Origin of the sequence: Kitasatospora sp. NPDC127116 (assembly GCF_042677365.1) — a bacterium.
Classification (GTDB): domain Bacteria; phylum Actinomycetota; class Actinomycetes; order Streptomycetales; family Streptomycetaceae; genus Kitasatospora; species Kitasatospora lactacystinica.
Genome location: NZ_JBHXTL010000042.1, coordinates 35,202 through 48,774 on the forward strand (window position 1 = coordinate 35,202; position 13,573 = coordinate 48,774).

The window sequence follows — 13,573 nt, forward strand, 5'->3', positions numbered from 1 at the left end:
CCTCCGTTCACTTCGTGCATCAAGAGGCCGTGGAATGGGATCCGGATGCATTGGTGGCAGGCTCAGTCTCAGATTCAGGTGACAATTCGTCAAGACCTGAACGTGAAAGGCTAATTGTATTACTGGGCCTGATTTCGGGGTTGCGGAATATGGTGGTCCGCAACCCTTGTGCGGGTGCCCGTCAGCCGCCTTCTGGCAGGTTCCGGTAGTCGGGTCGGGCCGGCGTGGGGTCCGGCGGCGTCGCTGCGGGCGCGGGCGCGGGCGCGGGCGTGGGCGTGGGCGTGGGCGTGGGCGTGGGTGCGGGCGTGGGCGTGGGCGCGGGCTCCGGCGCCGGTGCGGGCGTGGGTGCGGACGGCGCAGGCGCAGGTGCGGCGGGTGCGGGCGCGGGTGCGGCGGGTGCGGGCGCGGGTGCGGCGGGTGCGGGTGTGGGCGCGGGGACCGCCGGCTGGTAGGACGGCGGCCGGGCGGCCCCCAGGAACCAGCCCCAGCTCGCGCCGAACCGGTGCTCCAGGAACCGGAACGCGGCGTAGTAGACCGTACCGAAGCCGGTGACCAGGGCGGAGGTGACGGAGGCGTTGTCCAGGTGGATGCCGAGCCGCGCGGCCTGCACCACGAGGAACGCGACGATGTAGGGCACGCACGTGCGCCACAGGGACAGGGCGAGTTGGTACATCTGTCCTCCTCGGCCGGTGTCAGCCGACGACGGTGAAGCCGTGCGCCTGGCCGAGCCGGGTAAGCGAGTTGATGCCGGGTATGCCGTCCGCCTGCTGCCCGCTGTACCCGTACCGGCGCTGCAACTCGGCGTAGGCGTCGACGGTCTTCGTGCCGAACGAGCCGTCGGCCCACTGCCGGTCGAGCAGCCCCTCGGCGACGAGCGCCCGCTCCACCGTGTACACGTCGTCCGGGTACGTGGTGGCGCCCTGGGTCGCGTCCGGGTCCTGGCGGGCCGCCGCGACCACCCTCGACTTCGACACCTCGGCGAGCGGGACGGCCCCGCCGAGCAGCCGGCGCAGCGAGGCCTCGCCGGGCACGCCGTCCGCGTCCCCGCCGGAGTAGCCCAGACTGCGCTGGAAGTCGGCGTAGTTGAGGGTGTCGGCGTCGGTCCAGTCCGGGCCGGGGCCCTGGTTGTAGTGCGAGCCGAAGTTCGCCGCCACCAGCGCCTCGCCGACGAGGGTGACCTGCGGACCGTGCGCGCCGTAGCCGTACGGCAGGCCGCCGACGCTGTTCCGGTACCGGGCCGGGGTCGGGTCCGGCTGGGGCGCGGGCTGTTGGGGCGGGGTGACCACCGTGCCGGAGGGGCGCGGCGCACCCGACGTCACCCAGGCGTACAGCGCCGGGCCGGGGCAGTCGGTCGAGTAGCCGTCCTGGTGCCCCTTGATCTCCGGGCCCGCCGGGCCCCGCTGCTCGCAGTACTCGATTGCGTCCCGCAGCCCGTTGAGCTGGTCCGGGGTGGGCACGGTCGAACCGGAGGCGCCGACCAGCCCGCACACCGCGTAGTGCGCCTCGTTGAGCGGGACGTCGCCGTTGGCGCTGTTGCGCCGGTTCAGCCCGCGGCCCTCGAACACGTGGCCGTGCTCGCAGACCACGAAGCTGTAGCCGATGTCCGACCAGCCGTCGTCGTCCATGTGCGAGGCCTGGAGGCGCCGTACGTAGGCCGGGCAGGTGTCGTGGCTGTCGAAGGTGTACGCCGTGCCGAGATAGTGCACCTTCACTCCGGCGCGCGGACCGGCGTACGGGATCGAACCGTTGGGCTCGCGCCAGGGCTGCGCGCCCCACTGGTCCCGGGGCACCAGCTGGAGCCCCGGCCAGTCGGGCTGCTGCGGCCCCGGGGTCGGGGTCGGCGCGGGAGGCTCGGGGTCCGGGGTCCGGCCGGCGCCGGCCCACGCCCGCAACTCGTCCAGCGAGCCGTTGAACACGTCCGCGTCGAGCGGGTCGTCGCTGTACTGGTGGAAGCGCCAGGACGCCTGGATCCGCGGCGAGCCCGCGGGCACGTAGTCCGCTATCCACAGGAAGTCACCGGCATTGTCGTCCGTCCGGAACCAGTAGTCCCGGTTGGTGTAGAGCCCGACCAGGCGGTCCGGGTAACGCTGCTTGACCGCCGCCAGCCACCGGTTCTTCGCCTCGGTCGCGTCGCCGTCGCCGACCGACTGTCCGTACGGCTCGAAGTCCAGCACCAGCAGCTCGCCCGCGGGCACTTGCCCCACGACCCGGCAGAAGTGCTCCACCTCACCGTCGACCGGGTTCTCCGCGTGCAGGAAGTGGTAGTGCCCGACCACCAGCCCGCGCCCCCGGGCGTCCGCGAGCTTGTCGGTGTACCCCGACTGGCCGGTGTGGCCGCCTTCGGTGGCCTTGATGAAGACGAATTCCGCGTCCCCCGGGATGCCCGACTGGAAGTCGGAGACGTCATAACCCTTCGCGTATGCCATCAGGATGCTCCCCCTTTGCGCCGATGGCAGCCACGGCCGACCGGCCCCATCCCCCGGGGCGCCGACGCCGGCCAGAGCGTCATGTTCACTCCACATGACAACTGACTGAGCGTCAACTCTCTTGATTTGAAGGTGTTCTGTTGATTCTGCGGGCCTCCTGCGAGTGGTCCGTTCGGCAGACCTGTGCCACTGGCACATTTGCCGGACGACACGCCGAAGCGAGGGTGTTCAGAGGGGCCTGTCCGGTGGTCAGGGGCGCGTGGTCGGGCCGGCCGGGGTGGGAGCGGGTGCGGGGCGGTCCTGGCTGCCCCGTTCCGTCAACGGGTGAGCCCTGCGCATGCCGTGGCAGCGGTGCGGGTGGCCGGCGCTCGTGAACGATGCGGCAGGGTCCGCGACGGCCTGCAAGCCCATCGCGCCCCCGGCCGGGCTGTGTGCCGGGCCGGGAGCGCGATGGGGCGGGCGGCGGGCGTGCGGGAACCGGGAAGCGCGCCGGCGTGTCAGGAGTCGGTGCACGCCTTCCCGATGTCGCCGGCGGCGTCGGTGATCGGCTTGAAGTCGGGCTGTTTGCCCTTGGAGACCCGGTCGATCGCGTCGTTGACGGCCTTGGCCAGCCGGTCGGCCGCGGGGTCGATCTTGTCCCCGCCGTCCTGGCGGATCTTCTTGGCGTCGTCGGCGACCTTCCGCAAGGCCTCGACGGTGTGGTTGCGGCGGCTCTCGTCGGTGATCTGCCCCATGTTGATCGCCGAATCGGCGAGGTCCTGGACGTCGCCGGTGAGGCTGATCGCCCGCTTTCCGCAGTCCAGGGCCTTGTCGGCGTCGCACGCGGTGAACAGTGGGGCCGCGAGGAGCAGCGCGAGCGTGGTGGCGGCCAATCGGTACGGCTTCCTTGTCATGTCTCTATCCCTCCCGCCGTATCAACGCCGTTCCGCCGTGCGGAGGTTCCGGAAGACCGGGTGAACCGTTGGGAAAGTCTTTGCCCACCGTGGAAGGTGAGGTTCCGTCATGTGAGGGAAGGCGAGCGGGCGTTCACCCCACGGGCGCCGTGCGTGGGGTGAACACCTCTCCCGGTCCTACCGGTCGGCGGACCCGGACAGCTCGCGCACCAGGCGGGCGATGGTCGGGGCGGCCACGGCGTGGGCGTCGGCCGCCCGCAGCACGGCGCCGCCGATGGCGTCCAGCTCGGTCGCCCGGCCGGCCTCCACGTCGCGCTGCATCGAGGACTTCATCGCCGCGGGGAGGCGGTCGAAGGAGGTGAGCAGCGCCTGCGCGTCCGCCGGCGCGCCGACCGCCCGGGTGACGGCGGTGATCTCGTCCAGCACCGCGAGGAGTTCGGCCCGGTGCTCGGCGCGCACGGCGCCGATCCCGCTCGCGTGGCGGGTGGTGAGCAGGGCGAACGGGGCGAGGAAGGAGAGCTTGCCCCACAGCATCGCCGTCTCGTCCTCGCGCAGCGTCACGTCCAGCCCGGTGTGGCGCAGCCGTTCGGCGAACCCGGCCACGGGGGAGGCCGGTTCGGCGGTCGGGCCGAGCTCGACGGCGGCGAACGGACTGGTGTGCTCGATCCTCCCGGGCGCCGTCCGGGTGGCCTCGACCCGGATCGTGCCGGCCACCACGCGCCCGGCCGGGTAGCGTTCGCGCAGCAGCGCCATGTGGTCCAGGCCGTTCAGCAGCGGCACCACGATCCCGGTGCCGAGCACCTCCGGGGGCATCCGGTCGATGGCGGCGGCCAGCGCCGTCTCCTTGACCGTCACGAAGGCCGCGTCGACCGGCTCGCGCAGCTCGGTCGCGGCCTCCACCCGGGCGGTGAAATCGCCGAACCGGCCGCTGCGGACGTGCAGTCCGTCCCGCCGGACGGCGGCCGCGGTCTCCTCGCCGGCCAGGCAGACGACCCGGTGGCCGTCGCGGGCGAGTAGCCCGCCGATCAGTCCGCCGACGCCGCCCGGCCCGAGGACGGCGACGGTCAGAGGGGTGGTGGTCATGGTGACTCCCGTGGGTGGGGGTGGGTGGGTGAAAGGAGGGGGAGGCGGAGGGGCGGGCCCGGCTACGACGCCTCCCAGAAGAACCGGCCCTCCAGGCCGTCCGGGCTGAGGAAGCCGAAGCCGTTGCCGTAACCGAAGTTGAGGAAGTACGGATCGCCCTCGTCCGGGGCGTCCGCGAGGGCGAAGAGGTACTGCCAGGGCGCCGGGACCCGGGCCCGGCCGTTCGCGTAGGACGGGTCTCCGCCGAGGTGGTCGTACACGTGGTCGCCGTCCGGGAAGGGCACCTCGGGGCCTTCGTCGCGCCGGTACCGCTGGAAGGCGGCCCGCTGGTCCATCGCCCGGTCGACGTGGTCCGACAGCGGCACCACGTCCAGGTGGTACTCGACGGGGGTCCGCTCGCCGTCGGCCTCGCAGCGCCAGAGCGTACGGCCCCGGGTACCGGGCGGGCCGATCACGGCGAACGGCGGGATGCGCCCGCCCGGCTGGACGAGCAGCAGGCCGTCGCCCCGCTCCGGGTCGAGGCCGCCCATGATCTCGCCCTCCTCCTCCAGGAAGAGGTACGCCAGCCGGCCGGGCTCGCCCGGGACGGGGAACTGCCCGATGAACACCAGCGGTTCGCCGGTGGTGGGGTCGAGCGGCCAGGTGGGCTCGGCCAGCCAGTACGGCTCGCCGCCGAGCTTGGGGACCGGTGCGGTGATCGGTCGCTCGGCCGGGCGCGGGGACAGCCGGCGGCGGGGCAGGTAGGCGGCGTCGTGCGGACCGGTGGCGGTGCCGGTCGGGAGGGGGATCATGCGGCGGCCTCGGTGGGTGCGTCGTACTCGGTGGGTGCGTCGTGCTCGGTCGGTGCGTCGTGCTCTGCGGGGGCGGGGAGGGGGAGGGGGCCGGAGGAGAACGGCTCCTTTCGGTGCGGCTCGCGGCCCGGGGCGGACAGCCGGAGGACGCGGTCGGGCAGCAGGTCGATGGTCACCGGATCATGATTCCCCGTCGGGCGGATTCGAGGGGAGGCGGGGTGGGGACGGGCGGAAGAGGCCCGAGGGGGCGTAGCACCACCTGCGGGGTTCGGTTTTCCGAACCCCGGATTCGGGTGCCAGCACAATCGATCTCCCGGCCCCGGACGCCCACGATGGAGGGCATGAACGGGATGACGACAGCCGCCACCACGGCGGCGAACGACGGGATGACGGGCGCGGCCCTGAGCGCGGTCGGGCTGCACCGGGAGTACGGGCGCGGCGCGGCGGCCGTGCGGGCGCTGCGCGGGGTGTCGGTGGGCTTCGCGCCGGGGACGTTCACGGCGGTGATGGGGCCCTCGGGATCCGGCAAGACCACCCTGCTGCACTGCCTGGCCGGGATGGACCGCCCGACCAGGGGCACCGTGCGGTGGGGCGACACCGAGGTGTCCGGGCTGCCCGAACGGCGGCTCGCGGAGCTGCGCCGCACCCGGGTGGGGTTCGTGTTCCAGGCCTTCAACCTGATGCCCGCGATGACGGTCGCGCAGAACGTCGAGCTGCCCGGGCGGCTGGCCGGGCGGCCGCCGGAGCGGGGCGCGGTGCGGGAGGCGCTGGCCCGGGTCGGGCTGGCCGGGCGCGAGCGGCACCGGCCCGGGCAGCTGTCGGGCGGTCAGCAGCAGCGGGTGGCGATAGCCCGGGCCCTGGTCTCCCGGCCGGAGGTGCTGTTCGCCGACGAGCCGACCGGCGCACTGGACCGCGCCACCGGGCAGGAGGTCCTCGGCCTGCTGCGCGCCGGCGTCGACGTCGACGGACAGACCTGTGTGATGGTCACCCACGACCCGGTCGCCGCCGGGTACGCGGACCGGGTGCTGCTGCTCGCCGACGGCCTGCTGGTGGACGAGCTGATCAGGCCGACGGCCGCGCAGGTCGGCGAGCGGCTGAGCCGGTTGGGCGGGTGAGCGCCGTGAGCAGTCCCGTGCTGAGCCTCTCGGCGGGGCAGATCCGCCGCCGCCCGGCCTCCTTCGCCGGGCTGGGAACGGCGCTGTTCCTGGCGGTGGCGGCGGTGACGCTGTTCGGGTCGCTGGTCGCCGCGCAGGTCACGGCACCGGCCGCGGTGTCGCGGACGACGGTGTCCGGGCCGGGCCTGGTGCTGATCGCCGGCGCGTTCGGCGAGATCGCCGTCCTGGTCGCGCTGTTCGTCGTGGTCAACGCGCTCGGCTTCACGCTGCGCCAGCAGCACCGGGAGCTGGCGCTGCTGCGCACCGTCGCGGCGACGCCCCGTCAGGTCCGCCGGGTGGTGCGCGCGCAGGTGGTGGCGACGGCCCTGCTGGTGGCCGTGCCGGGCGGCCTGGCGGGCTTCCTCGCGGCCCGGGCCTTCCTCGCCGCGCTCCAGCGGCGCGGCATGGCGGCACCCGGGCTCCGCATACCCGGGGCGCCGGTGCCGGCGCTGGTCGGGTTCGGGGTGGCCCTGCTGGTCGGCCTGGCGGCCACCGCGGTCGCGGCCCGCCGGATCACCCGGCCCGCCCCGGCCGTCGCGCTGACCGAGGGCGCGGGCGGGCCGCGGCGGACGGGCGCGCTGCGGGTGCTCGCCGGGGTGGCGGTGCTCGCCGGCGGCGGGTTGCTGCTGCGACTGGCCGCGAGCCGGCCGGCCGGAGAGCTGGACAAGGCGGGGCAGGCCGCGCTGCTCGGCTCGCTGGTGCTGCTGGTCGCGGTCGGACTGCTGGGGCCGGTGGCGGCGAAGGGCCTGGCGGTCGTGCTCGGCGCCCCGGCACGGGCGCTCGTGCCCAGGGCCGGCTGGCTGGCGGACGCCAACCTCCGCGGCTACGCGGCCCGGCTCTCCTCGGCCGTGGTGCCGGTCGCGCTGCTGGTCGGGCTCTGTGGCACCATGCTGACCCTGACCAGCACCGCGGAGCACGTGGCCCGGGCGACGGGTGCCGAGACCAGCGTCACCAAGGAGAGCGACATCTGGCTGCGCGAGATGGAGCTCGGACTGCTGGTCTGCTTCGCGGCGGTCTCCACGGTCAACACCCTGGTGGCGCTGACCGCCGAGCGGCGCCGGGAGTTCGCGCTGCTGCGCCTGGTCGGGGCGACGCGGCGGCAGCTGTTGCGGATGCTCTCCGTGGAGGCGGCCCTGACCACGGCGATCGGGGTGCTGCTCGGTGCGGCGGTGGCGGCCGTGGCGTCGGGGGCGTTCAGCCTGGCGGTGACGGGCTCGGTGGTCCCGGTGGTGCCGGGCGCGGCCTGCGCCCGGGTGGTGCTGGGCGCGGCGGTGCTCACGGTACCGGGGATCGTGGGCACGGGGCTGTGGGCGGTCGGCGGCTCGGCGGTGGCGTCGACGGGCGGGGAACGGCGGTGAGACGAGGGAGGCCGAGGCGGGCGTCGACGGTGGGCGGGCCGCTGGGTCGGTGCCGTGGTGGTTCGAAGGGCCGTCCGGTTTGAGGGGCAGGTGGGTGCGGTGGCTCCGGAGGTGTCTGGTGGATGCTGGAGGCCGGCCGGAGGGTGAACGGTGAGGTGGACGGTGGCTGAGCGGTGGCGGTACCGGTCGGTGAGCGGCGGCGAACTGGCCTTCGCGGTGCTCGGGTTGCCGCTCGGGGTGCTCGGCGGGGTGTACGCCGTCGCGGTCCTCTACGCCGGGGCGCTGCTCTCGCTCACCGTGCTGGGCCTGCCGTTCGTGGTCGCCGCGCTGCTCGGGGCGAGGCGGCTCGGCGGGCTGCACCGGTGGCTGGTCGGGAGGCTGCTCCGGGAGGAGGTGCCCGCGCCGCCGCTGTTGCCGCGCCCGTCCGGGGTGTTCGCCCGGGGCCGGGCGGTGCTGACCGACCCGGTGGCCTGGCGGACGCTGCTCTACCTCGTGTTGCGGTTGCCGCTGGGCGTGCTCGGGTTCCTCGCCGTGGTCGTGCTGCCGCTCGGCAGCGTCTGGCTGGTGGGCTTTCCGCTCTGGGTGCGGATGATGGAGCCGGGCCCGCGGTCGATCGGCCTGCTGGACCTGGGAGCGGTCCCGATCGGCCTCGCGGTGCTGGCCGTCGTCCCCGCCGCGGTGCGCGCCCTCGGCGGAGCGGACCGCACGCTCGTCCGTGCCCTGCTCGGGCCGGTGCGCTCCCAGCAGCGGGTGCGTCAGCTGGAGAACGCCCGGGCCACCCTGCTGGCCGAGAACACCGACCGGCTGCGGCGCCTGGAACGCGACCTGCACGACGGCACCCAGGCGCAGCTGGTCGCGCTCGCCATCACCCTGTCACTCGCCGACGACGTCCTGGCGGCGGGCGTCCCCTCCGCGGGCGGACCGGCCGGGGGTGCTCCCACCGAGGGTGTTCCCACCGGGAGTGTTCCCTCCGCGGGCGGACCGGCCGGTTCGGGCGGGCCCGACCTCGGGCGGCTGCGCACCCTGGTCGATCGGGCCCGTGGGCAGACCGACGACACCATCGCCGGCCTGCGCCGGCTGACCCGGGGCATCCACCCGGTGGCACTGGACGGCGGGTTGGCCCAGGCCCTGCCGGGGCTGACCGCAACCTCTCCGGTGCCGGTCGACGTCCGGCTGGACCTGCGGGAGCGTCCGGAGGAGGTGATCGAGCGGGCCGTCTACTTCTGCGCGGCCGAGCTGTTGACCAACGTGGCCAAGCACAGCGAGGCGCGGTCGGCGGAGCTGACCGTCACCGCGGCCGACGGGAGGGTCCGGCTGACCGTCCGCGACGACGGGCGCGGCGGCGCCGCGATCGGCGCGGGCACCGGCCTGGCCGGCCTGGCCGAACGGCTCGCGGCGGTGGACGGGACGCTGCGGGTGGACAGCCCGCCCGGTGGGCCGACGGTGGTCGGTGCCGAGCTGCCCGGCCGGCTCTGACGGGGGCGCGGGCGTTGCCTTCGGGGCCATTGCCCTCCGGGGCTGCCGGCCTCGGGGTCGCCGACCTTGGGGCGTCGTCGTTCCGGGTCCGTCGACTCAGGAGGCGCCGCTCTCCGCGAGGTAGGCGAGCACGGCCTTGACCCGCCGGTTGTCGGCGTCGGTCGCGGGCAGGTCGAACTTGCCGAACACGGCGGCCACATGCTTCTCCACCGCCCGCTCCGAGACCGTCAGCAGCGTGGCGATCGAGCGGTTGGAGTGCCCCTGCGCCATCAGCTCCAGCACCTCCCGCTCGCGCGGGGTGAGCGCGTCCACCCGGCTGCGCCGCCCGCCGTGCATCAGGCCGTTGACGATCTCCGGGTCGAGGGCCGTGCCGCCCGCGGCGACCCGGTGCAGGGCGTCCACGAACTCGGAGGTCCGGGCCACCCGCTCCTTGAGCAGGTAGCCGATGCCCGCTGCGCCGGCCGCCAGCAGCCGGGCCGCCCAGACGGTCTCGACGTGCTGGGAGAAGACCAGGACGCCGACCTCGGGCAGGGCGGTCCGGATCTCCACCGCGGCCCGGATGCCCTCGTCGGTGTGGGTGGGCGGCATCCGGATGTCCACCACGGCCACGTCGGGCCGGTGCTCGGTGACGGCGGCCACCAGCTCGGGCGCCGTACCGGCGGTGGCGACCACCGCGCACCCACGGGCGGTGAGGAGTTCGACCATGCCGTCCCGGAGGATCACCGAATCCTCGGCGAGGACGACGCGGAGCTGATTGTCGATCATGCCGTCATTATCCGGCTCTCCGTTCCCGGGAAATCCTTCAGTCCAGACTGGACGGTCCAGACTCGCGGTCGGTGTGCTGGCGGGCGTCTCGCAGGGGCTGATCGGGCTCGGCACCCAGACCGCCCTCTACCACCAGGCGGACCCGGCCGCCATCGCCTCGGCGGCCGGGCTGCTGCGCACCTTCATGTACCTCGGCGCGATGGCGGCCTCGGCCGCGAACGCCGCCTTCTTCCCGCACGGTGCCACCACGGGCGGGCTGCACCGCCTCGCGCTGTTCATGCTCGGCGGCGCGGTCCTGCTCTTCCTCCTCACCGTGCCCGACCGTTCGCTCGGCCGGCTGGGACGGCCAGTACGGACTCGGGGGTGACGGATGATCAGCTCTCCTCCACCGGGGTTCCGCGCCAGGCGTGGAGTCCCGGGGCGAGCTCGACCACCTCGGCCGGATAGGCCTCCCGGACGAGCTTGAGCAGCGCGCGCTGCTCGTCCAGCCAGTCCGGTGCGGGGGAGAGGACGACCCGGAGCGTGACGCCCGATTCCTCCGCGTCCGAGACGGTCACCCAGAGCCCGCCCGGCCGCGCGGGCTCGATCCGCAGTTCCGGGCCGTGCTCCTCGTCCAGCCAGCGGACCGCGGCGCCGCGCCCCAGCCGCTCCAAATCCGTCTCCCACTGGGTGAGATGGCGGTCGGTCACCAGCGTGACGAACTGCCCGCGCACCGAGTCGGCGGTGACGGTGATCTCGCAGTCCAGCCAGTCGTGTCCGAGCAGGGAGCCCGGTGCGTGCCGTCCGAGCACCCGTACCCGGACGTTCCGGCCGCCGGTCCGCCCGTCGCGGCCGGGGGCGTCGTCGGTTCCGGGGCGGTCGGTCAGTCTTATCAACTCGTTCTGCTGCGAAGCGACTTCGCTCACGGCGTGCTCCTGTTGGCAGCGGATCAGGGGCTGACATCCTTGCGCAGGTGTTCGCCCCGGTGCCAGCCCGGAATCGGGATGTTCCGGTCGTCGCCGACGGGCGGGAAACGCCCTGTGCCAGGGGGCGCGCCCCGGCAAGCGTCGTCGGCACGCGGACGGCCTGCCGGACGCGGACGGCCCGCCGGTCCGGGTAGGTGGGGCGGGCCGTCCGCGTGGCGGGGTGGCGGGTGCGTCCGGTGGTGCGGCGGGTGCGGACCGCTGCTCGGGCCGTACCGGCTGCCCGGTCGGCGCGGCGGTGGCCGTCGGGTCAGCGGTGGTCCGGGTGGCCGGTGAGCACGGTGGTGAAGATCGGTTCGCCGTGCTGGTGGCCGGTCACGGTGGTGGTGAGGCTGTCCGGCTCCTCGCCGGGGGTGTGCCGGGCGGTGATCGTGGTGGGCGCGTCGTGCTCGGCGTACCGGTGGAAGGTGGTGGCCGCGGCGGCCGGGGTCACGGTGACCGGGCTGCTCAGGGCGTTGGCCGCCTGCCGGGCCGCCTCCAGCAGGACCATGCCGGGGATGTGGTCGTTGGCGTGGTCGAAGAGGATCGGGTGCCGGAAGTCGGGAGTGAGGTGCCAGCTGTCGGGGGCGTCGGCCGGGGTCAGGACGACGTCGCTCGGGCGGAGTCGGCCGACCCGGGCCGGCGGGAGCGGCTCGGCGGTCACGGTCGGCGCCGCGGGGTGCTCGGCGTCCTGGCGCCCCCGGCGCAGCCGCTGGTAGGTGGAGTCCGGGACGGTGGTGAACCGGGCGTACCCGGTGGCGGCGAGCTGGGCGCCCCGTCGGACGACGGTTTCCAGCGTGAAGTCGACCGTGGTGCCGGAGCGGCGCGGCTGGGCGAGGAGCTGGATCTCCAGGGTGAGGTCGGTCGGCGCCGCTCCGATCGGCAACTGCCGCGGCCGAGTGGTGTAGTCGAGGTTCCACATCATGAACTTGTGGTCGAGCGGTACGCCGAACCGGGTGTGGGCAAGGTAGAGGCCGGCCTGGCGGATCGTTTCAGCTGCTTGCATCGGGTCGTGCCGGGTGCCGTCCGGCGTGCAGAAGAAGGTGTGCGCCCGCGGCCACTGCGCGGTGACGGCGAAGGCGGTGTCGGTCAGCTGTTCGCTGCCGGTGATGAAGACCTCGGCGTGGCAGGCCCGGTGCACGTACTCCTTGGCGACGGTGCTGGTCAGGCGAGGCGCCGGAGCTGCTGCTGCGGCCGGGCCGGGGATCGTCCGGGAGTCCGGGCCGGTGGCGAGGGCGGAGGCGGGCGTGCGGAAGGCAAGCAGAGTCATGGGGAGCGCTCCGAAAGGCCGTGATGGGCGGGGTGGGCTGCTCAGGGCTCGTAAGATACGTACCTACCGGTTTGGTTTTCAAGGAGCCAGAACAAAGGTTCGTCGGCGGCCGAGCGTGTTCGGTCGGGCACGGTGGGTGTGTGCCGGTCGCCGCCCCGAGATCGGGTTCACCGGGTGGGCCTGCTTGACCTGTGGGAATGTCGACGGCCAAAGTTGTCAGGTTCATTGCTATGACTGGATCGTTCGTCGTCCCCCCGGGCACAAGTGGGAGCTGTTGTTCCGGATATGGGGGCTGGCGGCGAGATGTCGGCCATCTGTTCGTCCCATACCGTCCACGCGGTTTTAGTCCGCTTGAGGACGGCCCTATGTGACCTGGGATGCAGGGACCCCCGTCGACCGCGGCGGGTAAGATACGGGGTGTTTGGTTTTGTTTGCCGAGCGTTTCGGGTGGGGTGGTTGCGGTGGTGCGACAGGAGCGGGCGGTCCGGACGCGTCGACTGATCCTGGAGGCGGCGGCGTCGGTCTTCGACGAGTACGGGTACGAGGGGGCGACGATCGGCGAGGTCGTGGCCCGCGCCGGGGTGACCCGCGGCGCGGTGTACTTCCACTTCGCCTCCAAGCGGGAGCTCGCCCAGGGGGTCGTGGAGGAGCAGTTCGGCCGGGACGAGATCCCCGAACGGCAGTGCAAGCTCCAGGAGTTCGTGGACCTGGGGATGGTGGTCGCCCACCTCATGCCGCGCGACCCGGTCCTGAGCGCGGGCGCGCGGCTCTCCCTCGGCCAGGACGTGTTCGGAGACTTCAGCGGCGGTGCGGCGCCCGGCTGGATCCAGCGGGCCGAGAGCGTGCTGGAAACGGCGGGCCGGCGCGGTGAGCTGCTGCCCCAGGTGGTGCCCGCCGAGACGGCCTGGCTGGTCACCGGGGCCTGGACGGGGGTGCAGATCCAGTCCCAGAAGATGTCCGGCCGGGCGGATCTGGAGCGCCGGATCTCCGCGCTGTACCAGCATGTGATGCCCAGTATCGCGGTGCCCGGGGTGCTGGCCACGCTCGACCTCGCGGTGGACCGGGGCGCCCGGGTGGTCGCGGAGCTCGCGGCGGCCCGGGTGGCGGAGTCCGGCACGGGCGGGGCGGGCGGCCCGGCCGGGGCGGGTGCGGCCGGCGTCGGACCCTCCTGAGTCGGGCGCTCGGGACGGCCCGGGTGGTCCGTGCGGGCCTCGTCCGAAGCGGTTCGGGGTCGGACGGGCGGTCCGGCGTCCGGTTCCAGTGGGGATTGCTCCGCCCAAAAACAAACAGCGCGTTCGGTTTTGTATTGACAAACCGTCTGTCCTGTTTTTGGATGGGCTCGGGTGCTCGACCGACCTTCCAGCGGACCTGCGTGGACGGTGAGCAGCGGAGCACCCGCCCGGCCGGCGGCCGTCG

At 73.9% G+C, this 13,573-nt stretch carries 14 protein-coding genes; 5 read left to right on the top strand and 9 right to left on the bottom strand.

What is annotated here, in order from left to right:
- Positions 1 to 181: 181 nt before the first annotated feature.
- The 6 genes from ACFVHV_RS18865 to ACFVHV_RS18890 form a co-directional block, all read right to left on the bottom strand.
- Complete coding sequence (locus ACFVHV_RS18865; protein WP_380352216.1) at positions 182 to 673, bottom strand: hypothetical protein; 492 nt, start codon at positions 671 to 673, stop codon at positions 182 to 184.
- Positions 674 to 692: 19 nt separating this feature from the next.
- On the bottom strand, positions 693 to 2,426 hold the full coding sequence (locus ACFVHV_RS18870; RefSeq protein WP_380352218.1) for a peptidoglycan-binding protein: 1,734 nt from the start codon (positions 2,424 to 2,426) through the stop codon (positions 693 to 695).
- Positions 2,427 to 2,923: 497 nt separating this feature from the next.
- Positions 2,924 to 3,319, bottom strand: a complete 396-nt coding sequence (locus ACFVHV_RS18875; protein WP_380352220.1) for a hypothetical protein — start codon at positions 3,317 to 3,319, stop codon at positions 2,924 to 2,926.
- Between the two features lie 177 nt (positions 3,320 to 3,496).
- A complete protein-coding gene (locus ACFVHV_RS18880) occupies positions 3,497 to 4,402 on the bottom strand; it encodes a ketopantoate reductase family protein (protein ID WP_380352222.1) in 906 nt (301 codons plus the stop codon).
- A gap of 62 nt (positions 4,403 to 4,464) precedes the next feature.
- On the bottom strand, positions 4,465 to 5,193 hold the full coding sequence (locus ACFVHV_RS18885) for a hypothetical protein (RefSeq protein ID WP_380352223.1): 729 nt from the start codon (positions 5,191 to 5,193) through the stop codon (positions 4,465 to 4,467).
- On the bottom strand, positions 5,190 to 5,369 hold the full coding sequence (locus ACFVHV_RS18890) for a hypothetical protein (protein ID WP_380352225.1): 180 nt from the start codon (positions 5,367 to 5,369) through the stop codon (positions 5,190 to 5,192). Before ACFVHV_RS18890 ends, ACFVHV_RS18885 begins: the two co-directional genes overlap by 4 nt.
- Positions 5,370 to 5,543: 174 nt before the next feature.
- Between ACFVHV_RS18890 and ACFVHV_RS18895 the strand changes: the two genes are divergently transcribed.
- From ACFVHV_RS18895 to ACFVHV_RS18905, 3 genes are all read left to right on the top strand, one after another.
- Positions 5,544 to 6,308 carry an ABC transporter ATP-binding protein gene (locus ACFVHV_RS18895; protein WP_380352254.1) on the top strand — a complete coding sequence of 255 codons (765 nt, stop codon included), beginning with the start codon at positions 5,544 to 5,546 and terminating at the stop codon, positions 6,306 to 6,308.
- A gap of 5 nt (positions 6,309 to 6,313) precedes the next feature.
- Positions 6,314 to 7,705: an ABC transporter permease gene (locus ACFVHV_RS18900; protein ID WP_359900823.1), complete on the top strand. Its 1,392-nt coding sequence runs from the start codon at positions 6,314 to 6,316 to the stop codon at positions 7,703 to 7,705.
- A 162-nt stretch (positions 7,706 to 7,867) separates the two neighbouring features.
- Positions 7,868 to 9,181 (top strand): sensor histidine kinase, encoded by a 1,314-nt coding sequence (locus ACFVHV_RS18905; protein WP_380352227.1) that lies wholly within the window; start codon positions 7,868 to 7,870, stop codon positions 9,179 to 9,181.
- A gap of 96 nt (positions 9,182 to 9,277) precedes the next feature.
- Here ACFVHV_RS18905 and ACFVHV_RS18910 read toward each other — a convergent pair whose 3' ends face one another.
- The gene (locus ACFVHV_RS18910; RefSeq protein ID WP_380352229.1) at positions 9,278 to 9,946 is read right to left on the bottom strand and encodes a response regulator transcription factor; all 669 of its coding nucleotides are present in this window, start codon (positions 9,944 to 9,946) and stop codon (positions 9,278 to 9,280) included.
- A gap of 73 nt (positions 9,947 to 10,019) precedes the next feature.
- Here ACFVHV_RS18910 and ACFVHV_RS18915 point away from each other — a divergent pair, with 73 nt between their 5' ends.
- The gene (locus ACFVHV_RS18915; protein ID WP_380352231.1) at positions 10,020 to 10,313 is read left to right on the top strand and encodes a hypothetical protein; all 294 of its coding nucleotides are present in this window, start codon (positions 10,020 to 10,022) and stop codon (positions 10,311 to 10,313) included.
- A 7-nt stretch (positions 10,314 to 10,320) separates the two neighbouring features.
- On the opposite strand, the gene ACFVHV_RS18920 is transcribed toward ACFVHV_RS18915, so the two are convergent.
- Both ACFVHV_RS18920 and ACFVHV_RS18925 read right to left on the bottom strand, forming a co-directional pair.
- Positions 10,321 to 10,851, bottom strand: coding sequence for a DUF5959 family protein (locus ACFVHV_RS18920; RefSeq protein ID WP_380352232.1), 531 nt, complete (start codon positions 10,849 to 10,851; stop codon positions 10,321 to 10,323).
- A gap of 307 nt (positions 10,852 to 11,158) precedes the next feature.
- Positions 11,159 to 12,157 (bottom strand): ScbA/BarX family gamma-butyrolactone biosynthesis protein, encoded by a 999-nt coding sequence (locus ACFVHV_RS18925; protein ID WP_359900840.1) that lies wholly within the window; start codon positions 12,155 to 12,157, stop codon positions 11,159 to 11,161.
- Positions 12,158 to 12,618: 461 nt separating this feature from the next.
- Between ACFVHV_RS18925 and ACFVHV_RS18930 the strand changes: the two genes are divergently transcribed.
- Positions 12,619 to 13,329 carry a ScbR family autoregulator-binding transcription factor gene (locus ACFVHV_RS18930; protein WP_380352234.1) on the top strand — a complete coding sequence of 237 codons (711 nt, stop codon included), beginning with the start codon at positions 12,619 to 12,621 and terminating at the stop codon, positions 13,327 to 13,329.
- Positions 13,330 to 13,573 lie beyond the last annotated feature (244 nt).

What these genes read in the sequence shown, in the direction of transcription:
- ACFVHV_RS18865 (WP_380352216.1), bottom strand. Translation starts at nt 673, where the DNA reads ATGTACCAACTCGCCCTGTCCCTGTGGCGCACGTGCGTGCCCTACATC.
- ACFVHV_RS18870 (WP_380352218.1), bottom strand. Translation starts at nt 2,426, where the DNA reads ATGGCATACGCGAAGGGTTATGACGTCTCCGACTTCCAGTCGGGCATC.
- ACFVHV_RS18875 (WP_380352220.1), bottom strand. Translation starts at nt 3,319, where the DNA reads ATGACAAGGAAGCCGTACCGATTGGCCGCCACCACGCTCGCGCTGCTC.
- ACFVHV_RS18880 (WP_380352222.1), bottom strand. Translation starts at nt 4,402, where the DNA reads ATGACCACCACCCCTCTGACCGTCGCCGTCCTCGGGCCGGGCGGCGTC.
- ACFVHV_RS18885 (WP_380352223.1), bottom strand. Translation starts at nt 5,193, where the DNA reads ATGATCCCCCTCCCGACCGGCACCGCCACCGGTCCGCACGACGCCGCC.
- ACFVHV_RS18895 (WP_380352254.1), top strand. Translation starts at nt 5,544, where the DNA reads ATGACGACAGCCGCCACCACGGCGGCGAACGACGGGATGACGGGCGCG.
- ACFVHV_RS18910 (WP_380352229.1), bottom strand. Translation starts at nt 9,946, where the DNA reads ATGATCGACAATCAGCTCCGCGTCGTCCTCGCCGAGGATTCGGTGATC.
- ACFVHV_RS18925 (WP_359900840.1), bottom strand. Translation starts at nt 12,157, where the DNA reads ATGACTCTGCTTGCCTTCCGCACGCCCGCCTCCGCCCTCGCCACCGGC.